This is a genomic window from uncultured Martelella sp. (assembly GCF_963677965.2).
Lineage (GTDB): Bacteria > Pseudomonadota > Alphaproteobacteria > Rhizobiales > Rhizobiaceae > Martelella > Martelella mangrovi.
Genome location: NZ_CAXXFM010000001.1, coordinates 2,508,585 through 2,528,295 on the forward strand (window position 1 = coordinate 2,508,585; position 19,711 = coordinate 2,528,295).

Genomic DNA, 19,711 nt, shown 5'->3' on the forward strand with positions numbered 1-19,711 from the left:
AAAATGTAAATCACAAGCAGATGCGTCCGCGCCGTCCCCCGGTCCGTTCAACGCATGCGCCGTTGGCAAGGCACACATCTTTGAATGGAACGGAGACGGAGCGTTATTGTTCCGGGATATTTTGAAAGGACGCGATCAGAAACCGATCTTCGCAATGATATCCCGGTCGATATCCTCGATATTGCGCTTGCCGCAGAGCGCCATCGTCACATCGAGTTCCTTGCGGAGGATATCGAGGGCGCGGGTGACGCCTTTTTTGCCCATGGCGCCGAGGCCGTAGAGATAGGGCCGGCCGATATAGGTGCCCTGAGCGCCGAGCGCGCGTGCCTTCAAAATGTCCTGGCCCGAGCGGATGCCGCCATCCATATGGATTTCGATGTCGCCCTGCACGGCATCGACGATTTCGGGCAGGACCGAGATCGAGGACCGCGCGCCGTCAAGCTGGCGACCGCCGTGATTGGAAACGATGATCGCGTCGGCGCCGGTCTTTGCCGCCATTTTCGCGTCTTCTGCGTCGAGAACACCCTTGAGGATCAACGGCCCGCCCCAGCGCTCCTTGATCCATTCGACATCGGACCAGGAAAGCTTCGGGTCGAACTGCTCCGCCGTCCAGGTCGCAAGCGAGGACAAATCGGAAGATGCCGGCGCGTGGCCGACGATGTTGCGGAAGGTGCGCCGCTTGGTCTGCAGCATTTCCAGCGCCCAGAAGGGGCGGGTGCCGACCTGCCAGACATGTTTGGGCGTGAATTTCGGCGGCGTCGACAGCCCGTTGACGAGATCCTTGTGGCGCTGGCCGAGGATCTGCAGGTCAAGCGTGAGCACCAATGCGCTGCAGTTCGCGGCCTTTGCGCGGCCGATCAGATCGCCGACAAAACCGCGATCCTTCATCACATAGAGCTGAAACCAGAAGGGGTCCTTGGTGTTTTCCGCGACATCCTCGATCGAGCAGACGCTCATGGTCGAAAGCGTGAAGGGAACGCCCGCCTGTTCCGCCGCCTGTGCCGCGAGAATCTCCCCATCGGCGTGCTGCATGCCGCAAAGCCCGGTCGGGGCAAGGGCAACCGGCATGGAAACCTTGCGGCCGATCATCGTGGTTTCGAGCGAACGGTCGGTCATGTCGACGAGCACGCGCTGACGCAGGTTGATCTTTGAAAAATCCGCCTCGTTGGCGCGATAGGTGCTTTCCGTCCACGCGCCGCTGTCGGCATAGTCGAAAAACATCTTCGGCACGCGCCATTTCGCGCGCTTCTTCAGGTCGGCAATGGTCAACGGATCTGAAAACATGAGCTCCTCCCGCATCAAATATGAATTGTTTTATTACATATGGGTAAGTGTCTGCCAACCGGCTTTCGTGTCCGGTGTCATAATCCGGATTTCAGCGGGCAGCCAGCCACATAGGTCTCCGCAATGGCTCTGTCGTCTCCCAATGTCTGCAACAGGAAAAGCTCTTCCGCAAGGGTGGTGACCACGTCCATTTTCAGCGCCATGGCCGGTGTGGCGCGGGCATTGAGCACCACGATATCGGCATCGCTGCCGGGCGCAAGCGTGCCGATCCGGTCTGAAAGCGACAGCGCTTCGGCATTGCCCCGGGTCATGTAGAAGAAACTCTCCAGCGGATTGAGGCGTTCGCCGCGCAATTGCTGGATCTTGTAGGCCTCGTCCATGGTCTTCAGCATCGAATAGCTGGTACCGCCGCCGATATCGGTGGCAACGGCAATGCGCACGGGGTTGTCGCGCCGCTCATATTCCTTGAAGGGAAAGAGGCCGGAGCCGAGGAACAGGTTCGAGGTCGGGCAATGCACAGCCACGGCGCCGGTCTCGTGCAGCACGTCGCGTTCACGTTCGGACAGATGGATGGCGTGACCAAGCAGGGTCTTTGCGCCCAAGAGGTCGTAACGCGCATAGATATCCGTATAGTCCTGCGCTTCCGGGTAGAGTTCCAGCGCGCGGGCGATCTCGGCGGTGTTTTCGGAAAGATGCGTCTGGATATGGAGGTCGGGAAACTCCCGCGCCAAGGCCCCGGTCACGTCCATCTGTTCATGCGAAGAGGTCAGCGCGAAGCGCGGCGAGATGACCACATGATTGCGCGCCTTGCCGTGCCAGTCGGCAATCACGGCCTTTGTGTCGTCATAGGCCGTTTGCGGCGTGTCGGTCAGCGCCTCCGGTGCGTTGCAGTCCATCAGCACCTTGCCGCCGAGCATCAGCATGTTGCGCCGCGTCGCCTCTGTAAAATAGGCGTCGGCGGAGGCCTTGTGCACGGAGCAATAGGCAACGGCCGTGGTTGTGCCCTGGCGGATCATCTCGTCGAAGAAGGCGACGGCAATACCGGCGCCATGGGCAGGATCGGCGAAACGCTGTTCCTCGACGAAGGTGTAGGTGTTCAGCCATTCCAGAAGATTGGCGGCATAGGAGCCGATCACCTGCATCTGCGGGAAATGCAGATGGGTGTCGATCAGGCCCGGCAGGATCAGGTTCGGGCGATGATCGACGATCTCCGTGCCGTCCGGCGCATCCAGCAGGACGGTTTCAAATGGCCCGAACGCTAAAATGCGGCCCTCTGAAATCAGCAGGCCGCCATCATCTTCGTACTCATAGCTCTCGGTGTCCGCGATGGACAGAGGCCGGCGGTTGAAGCTCAAAAGCCGGCCTCTCAATATGCGTGGTGGTGTCATTCAGCCTTCTTTCCGCTGACGCTGGATTGATACCAGGCGACCAGTTTTTGCCGCTCCTCATCCGTCATGCTGGTGACGTTACCGGGCGGCATAGCATGGCTGCGTCCGGCCTGCAGGTAAATCTGTCCGGCCCGGGCGGCAATCTCGGCATCCGTCTCGAAACGGACATTGAAGGGCGGGCGATGGATACCCTCCCAGACGGGTTCAGCCGCATGGCACATGGAACAGCGCGTCGAAACGACCTGTTTTACCGAGGCGAAATGCGGATCCTCGGCGAATTTCTCGAAGGCGGGCGCGACCGCCATGTTCGGGTCCTCGGCCTTGAACAGTTTCGGCGATGTGGAAAGCCACATCATCAGGATGAAGATGATCGCTGTCAGCAGCCATGTCCAGTTGGGCTGGCCCTTTCTGGCATGCATGGTGTTGAAATAATGCCGGATCGTGACGCCCATCAGGAAGACGAGCGCGGCAATCACCCAGTTGAAGGTGGTGGCAAACGCCAGCGGATAGTGGTTCGACAGCATGAAGAAGATGACCGGCAGGGTCAGGTAGTTGTTATGCGTCGAGCGCTGCTTGGCTTCCTTGCCGAGCTTCGGGTCCGGCGTGCGTCCGGCCTTCAGGTCGGCAACCACGATCTTCTGGTTGGGAATGATCACGAAGAACACGTTCGCCGTCATGATCGTCGCGGTGAATGCGCCCATATGCAGGAAGGCCGCGCGGCCGGTAAACACATGGGTATAGCCCCAGGCCATCAGGATCAGCAGCACGTAGAGCAGCAGCATCAGCCCGACCGTGTGCTTGCCGAGCGGCGATTTGCACAGATAGTGGTAGAACAGCCAGCCGATCGAAAGCGAGGCGAGCGAGATCAGAATCGCGACGGGCGCGGAGACGTCGAGGACGCTGCGATTGACCAGAAACAGGTCCGCGCCGCCGTAATAGACCAGCACCAGCATCAGGAAGCCGGAAACCCAGGTCATGTAGGATTCCCACTTGAACCACACCAGGTGCTCCGGCATGCGCTCGGGCGCAACCATATATTTCTGGATATTGTAAAAACCGCCGCCGTGGACCTGCCATTCCTCGCCGGTTACGCCTGCCGGCATGCCCGGACGCGCGATCAGCCCCAGATCCAGCGCGATGAAGTAGAAGGACGAGCCGATCCAGGCAATCGCCGTAACGACATGCAGCCAGCGCACGGCAAATTGCGCCCATTCCCAGAAAATGGCCAGTTCAAACATAAATTGTGCCCCCAATCATCACATGCGGGAATGATGCGAAATTTCCGTGCGAAAAAAAAGTGCCGGAATGCAAAGAAGATAAATTCGTCGAGCCTTTTCAGGTCTTTGCCCGTTCTGCGGGCAGCGTGCCTGCTTTTGCGGCACAAATGTCGTGGATAAGTTCCGATGCAACCAGTGCGGCAATCACCGCCGGGCGCTTGTCGGCAACACCGACGCCGATCGGCATGGTCAGCCTGGAAAGTGCAGCGTCACGCAGACCCTCCTTGCGCGCGTAACGCATGAACGTTGCCCGCTTTGTCTTCGAGCCGATCATGCCGCAATAGGCGAGATCATCGCGTTTCAATGCTTCCGTGGCGATCAGGAAATCAAGAGCGTGATCGTGGGTGAGGATGACGACAGCGCTGCCGGCGGGCATGCGGGCAATCTCCGCTTCCGGCATTGGCGAAAGCCGCAACGCCACACTCTCTGGCAACGGCCCGGCCATGTCGGGCCGCGTCTCGATCACTGTGGTATTGAACGGCAGCGGGGCCAGTGCCTGCGCGAGTGCGACGCCGACATGGCCGCCGCCGAAGACATAGACCGACGGTGCCGATTGCGCCTTTGCGGTGAGCGAAGACAACAGCGCTTCGACGGTTCGCGCATCGGCTGCCTCGAAGGACAAAACCGTGCGTCCGCCGCAGCACTGGCCGATATCCGGTCCGAGCGGAATATCCAGCCGGTCCGGCGCATCACGTCCGCTCAGCAGGCGGCGGGCATGATCGATCGCGATATATTCAAGCTGGCCGCCGCCGATTGTCCCGCAGATCGCGTCCTTCGATACGATCATCACCGCGCCTTCCTCGCGCGGCGTCGAGCCCTTGGCCTCAGCCACCGTGACGATGACGGAGGCTGGGTGCTCTTGAAAAAAACGCCGGAATGTCGCGGTCTCGTTCATCGGACTCACGCCTTCTTCATCCGCTCCACCGCCATCAGCACGCGCTCGGGGGTGGCCGGGGCGTCGAGCCTCGGGCACACACGGTAGTCGGCAATGCTGGCAACGGCCATGGAGATTGCCTCGAGTGCCGAAATCGCCAGCATGAAGGGCGGTTCGCCAACGGCCTTGGAGCGGCCGATGGTCGGTTCGATATTATCCGAAAAATCGGTCAGTTTCACATTGAAGATTTTCGGCCGGTCAGAGGCGAGCGGGATCTTGTAGGTCGACGGCGCATGGGTGCGCAGCCGCCCCTTGTCGTCCCACCACAACTCCTCGGTCGTCAGCCAGCCAAGCCCCTGCACGAAGCCGCCCTCGATCTGGCCGATGTCGATGGCAGGGTTCAGTGAACGGCCTGCATCGTGGAGGATATCGGTGCGGTCGAACAGATATTCGCCGGTCAGCGTGTCGATGGAAACCTCGGTGCAGGCCGCGCCATAGGCGAAATAGTAAAACGGCCGGCCTTTGCCCGCTGCCCGGTCCCAGTGGATTTTCGGGGTCTTGTAGAAACCGGCGGCTGAAAGCTGGATACGGGCGAAATAGGCGGCCTTGATCAGGTCCGGGAAAGGAATTTTTTCCTTTCCGATACGCACCCGGTTCGGCAGGAATTCGATCTCCTCCGGCGCAACCTTCCAGTTCTCCGCCGCAAAGGCGACCAGCCGGTCGCGGATCTGCATCGCGCCATTGTAAGCGGCCATGCCGTTGAGGTCGGAGCCTGAGGAGGCGGCGGTGGCCGACGTGTTCGGCACCTTGCCGGTCGTCGTCGCGGTGATTTTCACCCGTTCGAGATCGATCTGGAACACGTCGGCGACGACCTGCGCGACCTTGATGTAAAGCCCCTGGCCCATCTCCGTGCCGCCGTGATTGAGCTGCACCGAGCCGTCCTGATAGACATGGACGAGGGCGCCGGCCTGGTTGAAGGCGGTCATGGTGAAGGAAATGCCGAATTTCACCGGCGTCAGGGCGATGCCCTTCTTGATCACCGGGCTGGTCTTGTTGAAGTCGATGATGGCCTGACGGCGGGCGCGATAATCGGACGAGGCCTCCAGCTCCTCGACCACGCGCAGGATGATATTGTCCTCCACTGTCTGGTGATAGGGCGTCACATCCCGGCCGGAGCCGTTGGGTCCATAAAAGTTCGCCTTGCGGATATCGAGTGGGTCCTTGCCCAGCGCATAGGCGATTTCCTCGACGATCCGCTCACCCGCAAGCATGCCCTGCGGCCCGCCGAAACCGCGATAGGCGGTATTCGAACAGGTATGCGTCTTCAGCGGGCGCGAGACCATGTGGACGTTGGGAAAATAATACGAGCTGTCGGCGTGAAACAGCGTGCGATCGGTCACCGGGCCGGAAAGGTCTGAGGAAAAGCCGCAGCGCGCCGCAAAGGTCGCGTCGACGGCTTCGATAACGCCGTCATCGTCGAAGCCGACATCGTAGAACGCCACGAAATCGTGGCGCTTGCCGGTGATCATCATGTCTTCGTCGCGGTCGGGCCGCACCTTGATCGCGCGGTTCAGCTTTTTCGCGGCCAGTGCCGCAATCGCGGCAAAGCCGTTGCCCTGGGTTTCCTTACCGCCGAAGCCGCCGCCCATGCGTCGCTGATAGACGGTGACGGCATTGGACGGGATATCGAGCACATGGCCGACAATATGCTGGATTTCGCTTGGATGCTGGGTCGAGGACCAGACGGCAACCTCGTCGTCCTCGCCGGGAATGGCGAGCGCGATCTGGCTTTCCAGATAAAAATGCTCCTGCCCGCCGATCTCCATTTCGCCTGTGATCCGCCGGGGCGCGGATTTGAGCGCGCCCTGCGCATCGCCGCGCTTGAGCGTCATCGGCGTGATGACATTGGGCGCATCATTGGCCAGCGCATCGCGCACATTGGTCCAATAGGGCAGGTCCTCATAGGTGATGTCGGCAAGCCCTGCTGCCGCACGCGCCTGATGCCGGGTCTCGGCAATCACCGCGAACATGATCTGCCCGTGATATTCGACTTCCGCATTGGCAAACAGCGGCTCGTCGTGATTACCGCCCGAGGAAATGTCGTTGATGCCCGGCACATCCCGTGCCGAAAGCACCGTCACCACGCCGGGGGCTTTTTCCACGGCGGAAAGGTCCATGGCGGTGATCCGCGCATGGGGTCGATCGGAAAGGCCAAGGCCGACATGCAGCAGGCCGGCGGGTTCGGGAATGTCATCGATATATTCAGCGGTGCCGGCCACATGCTTGTGGGCGGAATCGTGCACGCGCGCCTCGTGCATGCCGCCTGAAATCCCGGCCTTCGGCGAAAGCGCGTCATTGGTCTGCTTGTCCATATTACGCCTCCTCCCGCTCGAAACGGATGAGTTCCTGCGGGCTTCCGCCGGTTTCCAGCAGCAGGCGGGAGAGCAGGTTTTTCGCCGCCAGCATGCGGTAGGCGGCGGTCGCGCGCATATCCGTCATCGGCTGGTAATCGCTTTCAAAAGCGGGGCGCGCCGCTTCAACGGTTTCGCTAGTCCATGGCTTGCCGGCAAGGGCTGCTTCCACATGGGGCGCGCGCTTGGGCGTGCCGGCCATGCCGCCATAGGCGATGCGGATTTTCTCAACCGTGCCGTCGGCAGTCAGCTGAAGACAGAACGCCCCGCAAAGCGCGGAAATATCCTCCTCGCGGCGCTTGGAGACCTTGTAGACGGCGTAATGCGCATCTAAGGCAGGCTTCGGAACGGTGAGGCTGAGCACGAATTCGCCCGGCCGCCGGTCCTGCTTGCCGTAGTCGAGGAAATAGTCCTCAAGCGCGATCGAGCGCGTGCCATTCTGAGATTGCAGCGTCAGCGTGGCGTTGAGCGCGATCAGGGCGGGCGGGGTGTCGCCGATCGGCGAACCGTTGGCGACATTGCCGCCGATGGTGCCCATATTGCGCACCTGCTCGCCGCCGATCCGGTCGATCAGCCGGGCAAAGGCGGGGATTGCTTTTGCAAGGGCCGGAAACGCCTCGGTATAGGTCACGCCCGCGCCGATGATGATGCTTTTCTCCGTTTCGGTGATCGTCTGCAGTTCTTCCAGATGGTTGATGAACACCATCGGGTTGAGGGCGCGCATCTGCTTGGTGACCCACAATCCGACATCGGTCGAGCCGGCAACGATGGTGGCATCGCGATATTCGGCAAGCACATCGGCAAGGGCAGCGGCCGAGCCCGGAATGATGGCGCGCGATGTCGCATCGCCGACCGTGATGGTCTCATCGCTCTTCATCGCCGCAAGCTCAGTCATGACGCTGTCGCGTTCGCGCGCAATGGCATCGAAGGCGGCATCGGGGCGGGTGGCGGAAGCCGTCTCCGCCGCCTTGATGATCGGCTCGTAACCGGTGCAGCGACAGAGATTGCCCTGTAGCGCTTTTTCAATCGCCCGCCGCGAGGGCTTGTCGTTTTCCATCCACAGCGCATAAAGCGACATCACGATGCCCGGCGTGCAGAAGCCGCATTGTGAGCCGTTCATGTCCACCATGGCCTGCTGGACGGGGTGCAGTGCACCGTCCTTTGCCGCCAGATGCTCGACCGTGACGACATGGGTGGCATTGAGTGAGGCGGTGAAGCGGATGCAGGAATTGACCGTCTCATAGACCAGCCGGCCGCGCGTCAGCCTGCCGACAAGCACCGTGCAGGCGCCGCAATCGCCCTCCGCACAGCCTTCCTTGGAGCCGGTCAGGCGTCGCTCCAGGCGCAGATAGTCAAGCAGGGTTTCCGACGGCGAGAACCTGTCGCGCATCACTTCCCTGTCATTCAGGATGAACCGTATCGTCATCGAGATTCCTTCAGAAATATCCGGAGGCCGGCGTTATTGCGCGGTCCAGCCGCCGTCAATCGAAATATGGGTGCCGGTGACCTGGCAGGCGGCATCGCTGGCAAGATAAAGCGCTGCGGCGGCAATCTGCTCGACGGTCACGAATTGCTTGGTCGGCTGGGCGGCGAGCAGAACATCGGTCTTCACCTGTTCTTCCGTCAGGCCGCGTGCCTTTGCGGTATCCGGGATCTGTTTTTCCACCAGCGGGGTGAGCACATAGCCGGGACAGATGGCGTTGACCGTGATGTTGTCGCGGGCAAGCTCCAGCGCCACCGTTTTCGTCAGCCCCATCATGCCGTGTTTCGCCGCCACATAGGCGGATTTGAACGGCGAGGCGACCAGCCCGTGAGCGGAAACCAGATTGATGATCCGCCCATGGCCCGCCTTCTTCATCAGCGGAACAGCATGATGGATTGTGTGGTAGGAACTTGTCAGATTGATGGCGATAATCTGGTCCCACTTTTCCGGCGGAAAATCCTCGATTGCGCTGACATGCTGGACGCCGGCATTGTTGACCAGCACGTCGAGACTGCCGAAAGTGCGTTCGGCGGTGGCGATCAGGTCTGCGATCTCGTCCGGCTTGGTCATGTCGGCGGGGTGATAGATCACGGAGCCGTCGCCGATGCTGCCGATGCGCTCGACGGCCTGGTTGATGGCTTCTTCCGTTCCGAAACCGTTGATGACGAGATTGTCGCCCTCTTTGGCAAAGCCTTCGGCGATGCCGAGGCCGATGCCGCTTGTCGAGCCGGTCACCACTACAGTGCGTGCCATGATTGTCCTGCCATTCCCGTTTGTTGTTGTTTGTGATTTTCGAGAAAGGGTATGCGCAAACCGGAAGCCATGCAATTGCCTGCATGCGGCGGCAGGCCAAAGAAATGCACCGATTGCGGCGAATGGTGTTGCGGCTTGTCGGCGGGTGTGAACACAGCGTTTCAAAAGCGGCAACGCACGATCCCGTGACTTGGATGTCCCGATGCGCCATATCAGGGCAAACCGTACCCGGCGCGAAAGGACGATCTGATGGAACTGGGCGTATTCACATTTGCCGATGTCGATCCCGCAAACGGCGTTGATCGCGGCCGCGAAGCCGAACGCCGCATGAAGGACCTGATGGAAGAAATCCGGCTTGCTGATGCGGTCGGGATCGATGTGTTCGGTGTCGGCGAACATCACCGCGTCGACTATCTGGTCTCCTCGCCGGCCACGGTTCTGGCAGGCGCTGCGACGGTGACGGAAAATATCCGGCTGACGAGCGCGGTCTCGATCCTTTCTTCCGATGATCCGGTGCGCGTGTTCCAGCAGTTTTCCTCCGTCGACCTGCTGTCTTCCGGCCGGGCGGAGATCATGGCGGGGCGCGGTTCGTTCATCGAGAGCTTTCCGCTGTTCGGCTATCCGCTGGAAGCCTATGACGAACTGTTTTCCGAAAAACTCGACCTGCTGTTGAAGATCCGCGAAAACGAGAAGGTGACATGGTCGGGCCGGACCCGCGCGCCGCTGAACGACCTCGCCGTTTATCCGCGCCCGGTGCAGGACCCGCTGCCGGTGTGGATTGCCGCCGGCGGCACACCGCAGTCGATGGCACGCGCCGGTTTTCTCGGCCTGCCGCTGATCATCGCCATTCTTGGCGGTCAGCCGCGCCGGTTTGCGCCGCTGTTCGATATCTACCGTCAGGCCGGCGAGCAGGCCGGTCATGATCCGGCAAAGCTGAAGCGCGGCATTTCCGTCCACGGTTTTCTGGCCGATACGGCCGAAGAGGCCGCCGATATCTTTTTCGAGCCACAAAAGGCCGTCATGGACAGGCTCGGGCGCGAACGCGGCTGGGCGCCGCAAAGCCGGGCGCAGTTCGATGCCTCGATGGGGCCGGAAGGCGCGCTGTTTGTCGGCGGACCGGAGGACCTGGCGAAGAAGATCGTTGCGCACCAGCGTATCTTCGGTCTCGACCGGTTCATGATTCAGTTCGCTGTCGGGCTTGTGCCGCAACGCGAAGTGTTGCATGCCATCGAGCTGTTCGGCACAAAAGTCGCGCCGATGGTGCGCGAAATGCTGGCCGATGGTGAACCGGTTTAGAAAACAAGAGCTGCGGAAGGGCCTCGATGATCGTCAAAACAGAAGAAGAACTTCAGGCCCTGAAGGAAATCGGCCGCATCTGCGCGACGGCAATCGAGGTGATGTCGAAGGCGCTGGAGCCCGGCATCACCACGCTCGAACTCGACCAGATCGGCCGCAAATTTCTTGACGACAATGGCGCACAGTCGGCGCCCGAAGTCACCTATCAGTTTCCCGGCGCCACCTGCATTTCGGTCAACGAGGAAGTTGCCCACGGGATTCCGGGCGACCGGGTGATTGCCGCCGGCGACCTCGTCAATATCGACGTTTCGGCCGAGAAGAACGGGTTTTTCTCCGATACCGGCGCATCCTTCGCGGTGCCGCCGGTTTCCAGCAAGGTCAAACGTCTGTGCCGCGATGGCAGGCGGGCGATGTGGACGGGGATCAACCAGGTCAAACCCGGCGGCGAATTTGCCGATATCGGCAATGCCGTCGGCGCCTTTGCCAGGAAAAACCGCTATTCGCTGATCCGCAATCTTGCAAGCCACGGCATCGGCCGCTCGCTTCACGAGGAGCCCGGCGAGATTTCCACCTGGCCCGATCCCGGCGAACGCCGCCGCATTGCAGAAGGCCACGTCTTCACCGTGGAGCCGTTCCTGTCGCTTGGCGGCGAGTTTGCCGAGGAAGAGGAAGATCAGGACTGGGTGCTCTACTCCATCCCGCAGGCGCTCACGGTGCAATTCGAACACACGCTGGTTGCAACGCGTAACGGACCGGTTGTGCTGACGCTTCCCGACGGCGAACGATGATCTTTTACAGGTTGCGATGCACAATGCTTCCGCCCACCTGAACAATGTTTAATTTCTCTTTTGAACGGTTTTTGCCATAGATGGGCGTAGAAACCCTTTTTTAGCGCGCTTTTTCGGAAGGCCAGCTCCTTGTTTCAGTCGTTTTTTCCAAAGCCCAAACTGTTTTTTGCCTCTGCTGTCTTATGGTCTCTCCTGGGGATCCTGCTCTGGTACACGGTCATGCGGGAGGTCGGGGTCAGTATGGGCTTTGCGCCCTATCCGCAAGGCGAACAGCCGATCGGGCTTGCCCATTTCGTCGCGCCGGATTTCCTCTGGTTTTATATCTACTACGCGGTTTTCACGGTCATCTTCGGTATTTTCTGGTGGTTTTTCGGCGATAATCACAAATGGCAGGCCTGGTCGGTCTGGGGCTCGTCGCTGATCATCTTTGTCACCTATTTCTCGGTGCAGATTTCGGTCGCGATCAACAACTGGCGGCGGCCTTTCGGGGATACGCTGCAGGCGGCGCTTGAGGGCAATCAGGGCATTACCGAGGGCGATTTCTATTCCCTGATGCTGGTCTTCTTCCAGATCACCTCGCTCAGCATCATCATCTTCATCGTGTCGCGCTTCTTCATCAGCCACTATATCTTCCGCTGGCGCACAGCGATGAATGACTACTACACCGGCATGTGGGATCGGGTCCGCCACATCGAGGGCGCCTCGCAGCGTGTGCAGGAAGATACGATGCGCTTTGCCTCGATCATGGAGGGGTTGGGCGTTTCCATCATCGATTCGGTGATGACGCTGATTGCGTTTCTGCCGGTGCTGTTCTCTCTCTCGGGCTATGTGACGCATCTGCCGATCATCGGCGAAATTCCCGCGCCGCTTTTCAATGCGGCGATCTTCTGGTCGCTGTTCGGCACGGTGCTGCTTGCGGTCGTCGGCATCAAGTTGCCGGGGCTCGAATTCCGCAACCAGCGCGTTGAGGCCGCCTATCGTAAGGAACTGGTCTATGGCGAGGATCATGAGGACAGGGCCGATCCGATCACGCTCCGCGAACTTTTCACCAATGTGCGGCGCAACTATTTCCGGCTCTATCTGCACTACACCTATTTCAATCTGTTCCGCAGTCTCTACCTTCAGGCCGACAACATCTTCGCCTATTTCATTCTCGTGCCGACCATGGTCGCAGGGAAAATCACCTACGGCATCGTTCAGCAGATCCTGACGGCCTTTGGCCAGGTTTCGAGTTCGTTCCAGTATCTGGTTTTGTCCTGGACGACGATTATCGAGCTGATTTCGATCTACAAACGTCTGAAGGCCTTTGAAGCCGCAATCTTCGGCATGGACCTGCCTGAGATCGACCGCGAGGATTATCAGGAACCGGGCGGTACGGTGGCCGATACGCAAACCGACTGACCGTCAGGGAATGCTGCGGTTGAAGCGACTTCAAACCGCAGCGTTTCAGGCTTATTGTGACCATGGTTTTTGCGCCTTCAGGGGGATAGCGCCATGATCATGCTCATCATTGCCGTACTGATTTTCACAGGCATTCATCTCGTTCACACCTTTGCACCGGACTGTCGCCGGGCAATGATTGATCGTCTCGGGGAAAACGCCTGGAGGGGTGTCTTCTCTGTCGCAGCGCTTGCCGCGCTCGTTTTCATGATCTTCGCCTTCGGTCATGCCCGCCGGCAGGGCATTGTTCTTTATACGCCGCCGTTCTGGATGGCGCATGTCACCGTCTTGCTGATGCTGGTCGCCATGATCTGTCTTTCCGCGAGCTTCTTTCCGCCGGGGCGTATTGCGTCCATGGCCAAGCACCCGATGGTGCTGTCGGTGAAGATCTGGGCTTTTGCCCATCTGCTGGCCAATGGCGAGGCGGCCTCCGTCATCCTGTTTGCAGGCCTGCTCATCTGGGCGGTGATCCTGCGTATTTCGCTGGCGCGCAGGGAGCGGGCAGGCAACTACAGCCGCAAACCGTTCGTCTCGGCGCGCTATGATGCCTATGCCTTTGTGCTCGGGATTGCGCTTTGGGGCCTGTTCATCTGGAAGCTTCATGTCTGGCTGATCGGCGTTCCGGTTTCGCTTGGCATGTGAAAATCGCTAATCCGGCGCAATATCGCCATGCCGGGGCGGCTTTTGCTCTTACAACGGACGGAAAAAACGGTTAGAAGGCCCGGCACTGGACCAAGGAAAATCGCGCCGGAGTGACGGAATGGCAAATCAGGACGACAGTTTTATCCGCGAGGTGAACGAGGAACTGCGCTCCGACAGGATGAAGGACGCATGGCGGCGTTTCGGACGCTATCTCATCGCGCTTGCCGTCCTGCTCGTCGTCGGAACCGCGGGCTGGCGCGGCTATGAATACTGGCAGGCGCGCGAGGCAGCCCAGTCCGGTGACGTGTTCCTGACCGCGCTGAACCAGATCGATGCCGGTAATCTCGATGCTGCCGAAGAGACGCTGGCCCAGCTTGAAGCCGAAGGACACGGTTCCTATCCGGTTCTGGCGGAATTGCGTTCGGCGACCCTGCTTTCCGAAGCCGGCGATACGGCCGCGGCCGTTTCGGCCTTCTCCTCCATCGGCAAGGACCGCAGCGTGCCTGAAGCAATCCGCGATGCCGCGAAGCTGCGCGCCGGCTGGCTTCTGGTCGATACCGGCACCTATGCGCAGGTTTCTGCCGAAGTCGAGACGCTTGCCAATGACGGCAACCCGTTCCGCTTTTCCGCGCGTGAAATTCTCGGTCTTTCGGCCTACGGGCATCAGGATTACGATCGTGCGCAGGAATGGTTCGAGGAAATTGCCAATGACCCGGAAGCGCCGCGCAATGCGTTGAACCGTGCACAGATCCTGCTTGAGGTCATGGCTGCCGACGGCGAAATCCAGGATGCCGGCTAGGCCGGCCCGCGAGGACATAATGAGTTTCAAGGTCGCAATCGTCGGAAGGCCGAATGTCGGCAAATCCACGCTGTTCAACCGTCTGGTCGGGCAGAAGCTGGCGCTTGTCGATGACACGCCGGGGGTGACGCGCGACCGCAGGCCGGGCGAGGCGCGGCTTTATGACCTGCGCTTCACCATCATCGATACGGCCGGGCTTGAAGAGGCGGCGGCCGATACCCTGCCGGGACGCATGCGCGCGCAGACCGAAGCGGCCATTGACGAGGCCGACCTCTCGCTCTTTCTCGTGGACGCGAAAGCCGGGCTGACGCCCGCCGACAACACGCTTGCCGAACTGCTGCGCCGCCGGGGCAAGCCGGTGGTGCTGGTTGCCAACAAGTCGGAAGCCCGTGGTTCGGACGCCGGCTTTTATGATGCCTTTACGTTGGGCCTCGGCGAACCCTGCCCGATTTCCGCCGAACATGGTCAGGGCCTGACCGATCTGCGCGAGGCGATCATCGCGGCAATCGGCGAGGATCGCGCCTTTGGTGACGAAGACGACGGTGCGGAGGCTGAAACCGATGTTATGCTGACGCGCGAGGAAGCGGAAAACCCGGAAGAGGCCGCGCCCTACGACGACAGCAAGCCACTGAGGGTCGCCATTGTCGGCCGTCCCAATGCCGGCAAGTCGACGCTGATCAACCGCTATCTCGGCGAGGAACGGCTGCTGACCGGCCCGGAAGCGGGGATTACCCGCGATTCCATTTCGGTGGAGTGGGAATGGCGCGATCGCCCGATCAAGCTGTTCGATACGGCCGGCATGCGCCGCAAGGCAAAGGTGGTGGAAAAGCTCGAAAAGCTTTCCGTTTCCGATGCGCTGCGCGCCATCCGCTTTGCCGAATGCGTGGTGATCGTGTTTGACGCCACGATCCCGTTTGAAAAACAGGACCTGCAGATCGTCGATCTCGTCATCCGCGAGGGCCGGGCGGCCGTGATCGCCTTCAACAAGTGGGACATGATCGAAGACCGCCAGCAGGTTCTGGCGGATCTGCGCGAAAAGACGGAGCGGCTCCTGCCGCAGGCGCGCGGCATTCGCGCCGTGCCGATTTCGGGCGAGCGGGGCACCGGCCTCGACAAGCTGATGCAGGCCGTCGTCGACACCGACCGCGTTTGGAACCGCCGCATTTCGACGGCGCGGCTCAACCGCTGGCTCGACAGCCAGACCGTCAGCCATCCGCCGCCCGCCGTTTCCGGCCGGCGCCTCAGGATGAAATACATGACGCAGGTGAAGACCCGCCCGCCGGGCTTCATGATTTCCTGCACCAGGCCCGATGCGGTGCCGGAAAGCTATATCCGCTATCTGACGAATGGCCTGCGCGCCGATTTCGAGATGCCGGGCGTGCCGATCCGCATCCATTTCCGCGCCGGTGACAATCCGTTCGAGCACAAGCGCAAGAAAAAGCGCTGATCAGCCATCATGGGCGGTGCGCATATTGTCGTAGAATTGTCCGGCGGCCGCTTCCCAGGTGTATGTGAGCGCCAGTTCCCGCGCCTTTTCCGGTGAACCGGCAAGCGCCTTCATGCAGGCTGTCTTCAGATCCTCGTCCAGTGCGCCGGCGCCTTCATGGCCCTCGAGGATGTCGCTCGGGCCGGTTACCGGATAAGCCGCCACGGGCACGCCGCTCGACAGCGCCTCGATGATGGTGTTGCCGAACGTGTCGGTCTTCGAGGTGAATACGAAGACATCGGCTTCGGCATAAGCTTCAGCCAGAGCCTCCCCCTGCAAGACGCCGGTGAAGTGGACGTTGGGAAACTTTTCCTCCAGCGCCTTGCGCGCCGGCCCGTCGCCGACCACCACAATGCTGCCGGGAAGGTCGAGTTCGAGCAGGGCGGGCAGGTTCTTTTCCACCGCAACGCGGGCGACCGTCAGAAAGATCGGCCGTTTGAGGCCGCCGAATGGCGCCTCCGATTTCGCCCGGGGATGAAACAGCGCATTGTCGATACCGCGGCTCCAGCGCATCAGGTTGTGGATGCCGCGTTCTTCCAGTTCGTGGGCGAGACTGTCGGTCGCCACCATGCAGCCATTGCCGGAATTGTGGAACCGGCGGACGATGCCGTAGAGCATGTCTTTGGAAATCGGCAGGCGGGCTGCGACATATTCGGGAAAGCGGGTGTGATAGCTGGTCGTAAACCGGATGCCGTGTTTCAGGCAATAGCGCCGCGCCTTGAAGCCGAGCGGCCCTTCCGTGGCGATATGGACGTAGTCCGGGGCGCTTTCTGTGATCTTGCGGGCGACCTGGCCGTAGGCGGCAAGCGCCAGCCGGATTTCGGGGTAGGTCGGCATCGGCATCGAGCGGAACAGGTCGGGCGTGATCATGGTGACCGCAACGCCCATCTTCTCCAGTTCGCGATTGGTATTTTCGATCGAGCGGACGACGCCGTTGACCTGTGGATGCCAGGCATCGGAAATCAGGGTCAATCGTTTCGTCGTGTGTGCGTCCACGTTCGCCGTCCGATTCTCAAGGGTTGCGCAAAAGCGGTTCAGCCCTGTTATCCAAGGGATGTTACAGCCTTATTACACTGCAATCGTAGCAGAATGCCCTCTTGCGGATAATGCGCCTTTGCGCATTTACCGCGCGCTATCCCGGCGATAGGCTGATGGTCAGCAATTTCGAACAGGGACTTTTCCATGACCGGCGAGAAAAACGAAACGGCCGACTGGTGGCGCGGCGGCGTCATCTATCAGATCTACCCGCGCTCCTTTCAGGATACCACCGGCGACGGGATCGGCGATCTTCCCGGTATCACGCGGCGGCTCGGCTATGTCGCCGAGCTGGGCGTCGATGCCATCTGGCTGTCGCCCTTCTTCAAGTCGCCGATGGCCGACATGGGTTATGATGTCTCCGATTACCGCGATGTCGATCCGATGTTCGGTACGCTGGATGATTTCAGGGCGCTGGTGGCGGAAGCCCACCGGCTGGGGCTGAAGGTCATCATCGATCAGGTGCTCTCCCACACCTCCGACCAGCATGACTGGTTCAAGGAAAGCCGCAGGAGCAAGGACAATGACAAGGCCGACTGGTTCGTCTGGGCCGATGCCAAACCGGACGGAACCGCGCCGAACAACTGGCTGTCGATATTCGGCGGCCCGGCGTGGGAATGGGACGGCACGCGCAAGCAGTATTACATGCACAATTTCCTCGCCAGCCAGCCGGACCTCAACTTCCATTGCGAAGCCGTGCAGGATGCGCTGCTGGAAACCGTGCGCTTCTGGCTGGAACTGGGCGTCGATGGCTTCCGTCTGGACACGGTGAACTATTATTTCTGCGATGAAAAACTGCGCGACAATCCGGCGGTCGACGGCAAGCTCGGCCCGGTCGGGCTCGATGCGCCGGATGTGAACCCCTATGGTTTCCAGCAGCATATCTATGACAAGACGCGACCGGAAAATATCGGCTTCCTCCAGCGCTTCCGTGCGCTGCTGGATGAATATGACCAGCGCACATCGGTGGGCGAGGTGGGCGACGGCGCGCGTTCGCTGAAGACCGTTGCCGCCTATACCTCCGGCAATGACAAGCTGCACATGTGCTATACCTTCGATTTTCTCGGACCGAATTTCTCGCCCGCGCATATTCGCGAATGCGTCGAGAATTACTTTGCCACGGTGAAGGATGGCTGGGTGTGCTGGGCGTTTTCCAACCACGATGTCGACCGCCACGTCTCGCGCTTTGCCAAAACCGAAGCGGAACGGGAGCCGGTGGCGCGGCTGGCGATCTCCGTACTGGCCACGCTGCGCGGTTCCGTCTGCCTCTATCAGGGCGAGGAGCTGGGGCTGCCGCAGGCCGAGATCGCCTTTGAAGATCTGCGTGACCCTTACGGCATCCGCTTCTGGCCGTCCTTCAAGGGACGTGACGGCTGCCGTACGCCGATGCCGTGGAGCAATGTCGCCCCGCATGCCGGCTTCACCACCGCCGACAAACCCTGGCTGCCGGTGCCGCCGGAGCATCTGCCGCTTTCGGTGTTCGAGCAGGCGCCGGAACCGGATACGGTCTACAATCACTATCGCGCGGTGCTGTCCTTCAGGGCCGAGCACGATGTTCTGTTCGACGGCGATATCACCTTCATCGACAGCGACAATGAAGACGTGCTGATGTTTACGCGCGAAAAGAACGGAAAGACGCTGCTGTTCGTCTACAATTTCGCCGACACGCCGCAATCCGTGCCGCTGCAGATCGCGCTTGAACATGTCGATACCCTCGACCTGCCGGGCATGACCGGCGTGCTGAACGAGGCCCATGTCGACCTCGGGGCGTTCGACGGCTTTTGCGCGAAGCTTTGAGGGGCGTCAGGCGTCTATGGTGACGCTGTAGGCAAAACGCGCGCTTTCTCCGGGCGCCAGAATTTTGGTCGACGGGCGGTCCTCGAGGGCCGCCCCCTTGCCATGGGCGGCGGCCATGCCATGCCAGGGTTCGACGCAGATGTAAGGCGCGCCGGGCTTGGTCCACAGCGCCAGATTGGGCAGGCCTTCGAATGCGAACTGCAGGTCGGGGCCATCTTCCGCGCTGAAGGTCAGGCGGTCGCCGGCGCCGTCCGGAAAGATCATCGCATCGTCTTCGAAATAGTCATGGTCGAGGGCAAGGATGCCCTTTGAAAAGGGGGAGGGCAGTGGCGTCAGGTCGATAAGCCCGCCGCGCAGACGGACCATTGCCGGTTCGGCGCGGTTTGCCAGCGTGATGTGATGGACATGGCCCTTGGTCATGCCCGGCATCGGCCAGCAGAAGGCCGGATGAAAGCCGAAACCGAAGGGCATCGGCTTGTCATCGGTGTTTTCAACACTTGCAGAGACGGTAAGCGTCTTGCCCTCGAGGACATGCTCGACCGAAAGCCGGAAGGCGAAGGGATAGGTGGTTCGTGTTTCCGCTGAATCCGTCAGGACGAAACGGCAGCGTGTTTCGCTGCTTTCGGCAAGTTTAAACATGCTGCGCCGCGCGAAGCCGTGCTGTTTCATGACGAAGCTTTCGCCGCCGATTTCGACCCGGTCATCGGGCGCCTTGCCGACAATCGGAAACAGGATCGGCGCGCGTCCGGTCCAGAATTCCGGGTCGCCGTTCCAGAGCCATTGCCGCCCGTCTGCGGTCGCAATCGATTGTGTCTCGGCGCCAAGCGGCGAGACGGTGACGGTCAGTGCGTCGTTTGCAATGCGGATGGCGTCTGTCATGACGGGGACCTCGTTTTGTGCCGTTTGTGCCGTGGGGGGCGTCGCGGGGTGAAGTATTGCGGCGGAATGCCTGGCAGGC

Annotated in this window: 16 protein-coding genes; 7 read left to right on the forward strand and 9 right to left on the reverse strand. The window is 60.8% G+C overall.

All coding sequences use genetic code 11. The features are described from left to right. Positions 1-135 precede the first annotated feature (135 nt). The 7 genes from ACHZCU_RS11745 to ACHZCU_RS11775 form a co-directional block, all read right to left on the reverse strand. Positions 136-1,284: an alpha-hydroxy acid oxidase gene (locus tag ACHZCU_RS11745; RefSeq protein ID WP_319518921.1), complete on the reverse strand. Its 1,149-nt coding sequence runs from the start codon at positions 1,282-1,284 to the stop codon at positions 136-138. A 77-nt stretch (positions 1,285-1,361) separates the two neighbouring features. Continuing rightward, entirely contained in the window at positions 1,362-2,672 is a 1,311-nt protein-coding gene (gene guaD, locus ACHZCU_RS11750; RefSeq protein ID WP_319518922.1) for a guanine deaminase, read from the reverse strand. Then, complete coding sequence (locus ACHZCU_RS11755) at positions 2,669-3,910, reverse strand: urate hydroxylase PuuD (RefSeq protein WP_319518923.1); 1,242 nt, start codon at positions 3,908-3,910, stop codon at positions 2,669-2,671. The genes guaD and ACHZCU_RS11755 overlap by 4 nt, the downstream gene beginning before the upstream one ends. Positions 3,911-4,007: 97 nt before the next feature. Next, on the reverse strand, positions 4,008-4,844 hold the full coding sequence (xdhC, locus tag ACHZCU_RS11760) for a xanthine dehydrogenase accessory protein XdhC (protein ID WP_319518924.1): 837 nt from the start codon (positions 4,842-4,844) through the stop codon (positions 4,008-4,010). 5 nt (positions 4,845-4,849) lie between these two features. Next, positions 4,850-7,195 carry a xanthine dehydrogenase molybdopterin binding subunit gene (gene xdhB, locus ACHZCU_RS11765; protein WP_319518925.1) on the reverse strand — a complete coding sequence of 782 codons (2,346 nt, stop codon included), beginning with the start codon at positions 7,193-7,195 and terminating at the stop codon, positions 4,850-4,852. 1 nt (position 7,196) lies between these two features. After that, positions 7,197-8,660, reverse strand: a complete 1,464-nt coding sequence (gene xdhA, locus ACHZCU_RS11770) for a xanthine dehydrogenase small subunit (RefSeq protein ID WP_319518926.1) — start codon at positions 8,658-8,660, stop codon at positions 7,197-7,199. A 33-nt stretch (positions 8,661-8,693) separates the two neighbouring features. Continuing rightward, positions 8,694-9,470, reverse strand: coding sequence for a 3-hydroxybutyrate dehydrogenase (locus tag ACHZCU_RS11775; protein ID WP_106306416.1), 777 nt, complete (start codon positions 9,468-9,470; stop codon positions 8,694-8,696). A gap of 249 nt (positions 9,471-9,719) precedes the next feature. On the opposite strand from ACHZCU_RS11775, the gene ACHZCU_RS11780 reads away from it, so the two are divergent. From ACHZCU_RS11780 to der, 6 genes are all read left to right on the forward strand, one after another. Continuing rightward, complete coding sequence (locus ACHZCU_RS11780) at positions 9,720-10,766, forward strand: LLM class flavin-dependent oxidoreductase (protein WP_106306419.1); 1,047 nt, start codon at positions 9,720-9,722, stop codon at positions 10,764-10,766. Between the two features lie 26 nt (positions 10,767-10,792). Next, entirely contained in the window at positions 10,793-11,554 is a 762-nt protein-coding gene (gene map / locus ACHZCU_RS11785; protein ID WP_319518927.1) for a type I methionyl aminopeptidase, read from the forward strand. A 129-nt stretch (positions 11,555-11,683) separates the two neighbouring features. After that, positions 11,684-12,955, forward strand: a complete 1,272-nt coding sequence (gene sbmA, locus ACHZCU_RS11790; protein ID WP_319518928.1) for a peptide antibiotic transporter SbmA — start codon at positions 11,684-11,686, stop codon at positions 12,953-12,955. A gap of 93 nt (positions 12,956-13,048) precedes the next feature. After that, positions 13,049-13,636 (forward strand): NnrU family protein, encoded by a 588-nt coding sequence (locus tag ACHZCU_RS11795; RefSeq protein WP_319518929.1) that lies wholly within the window; start codon positions 13,049-13,051, stop codon positions 13,634-13,636. 118 nt (positions 13,637-13,754) lie between these two features. Beyond that, positions 13,755-14,435: a tetratricopeptide repeat protein gene (locus tag ACHZCU_RS11800; RefSeq protein ID WP_319518930.1), complete on the forward strand. Its 681-nt coding sequence runs from the start codon at positions 13,755-13,757 to the stop codon at positions 14,433-14,435. A gap of 19 nt (positions 14,436-14,454) precedes the next feature. Then, positions 14,455-15,882 (forward strand): ribosome biogenesis GTPase Der, encoded by a 1,428-nt coding sequence (der, locus tag ACHZCU_RS11805; RefSeq protein ID WP_319518931.1) that lies wholly within the window; start codon positions 14,455-14,457, stop codon positions 15,880-15,882. On the opposite strand, the gene ACHZCU_RS11810 is transcribed toward der, so the two are convergent. Next, complete coding sequence (locus tag ACHZCU_RS11810) at positions 15,883-16,917, reverse strand: glycosyltransferase family 1 protein (protein WP_319518932.1); 1,035 nt, start codon at positions 16,915-16,917, stop codon at positions 15,883-15,885. Positions 16,918-17,103: 186 nt separating this feature from the next. Between ACHZCU_RS11810 and ACHZCU_RS11815 the strand changes: the two genes are divergently transcribed. Next, positions 17,104-18,753 carry an alpha-glucosidase family protein gene (locus ACHZCU_RS11815; RefSeq protein WP_319518933.1) on the forward strand — a complete coding sequence of 550 codons (1,650 nt, stop codon included), beginning with the start codon at positions 17,104-17,106 and terminating at the stop codon, positions 18,751-18,753. Between the two features lie 6 nt (positions 18,754-18,759). Here the strand turns inward: ACHZCU_RS11815 and ACHZCU_RS11820 are convergent, their stop codons facing one another. After that, complete coding sequence (locus ACHZCU_RS11820) at positions 18,760-19,632, reverse strand: aldose 1-epimerase family protein (RefSeq protein ID WP_319518934.1); 873 nt, start codon at positions 19,630-19,632, stop codon at positions 18,760-18,762. Positions 19,633-19,711 lie beyond the last annotated feature (79 nt).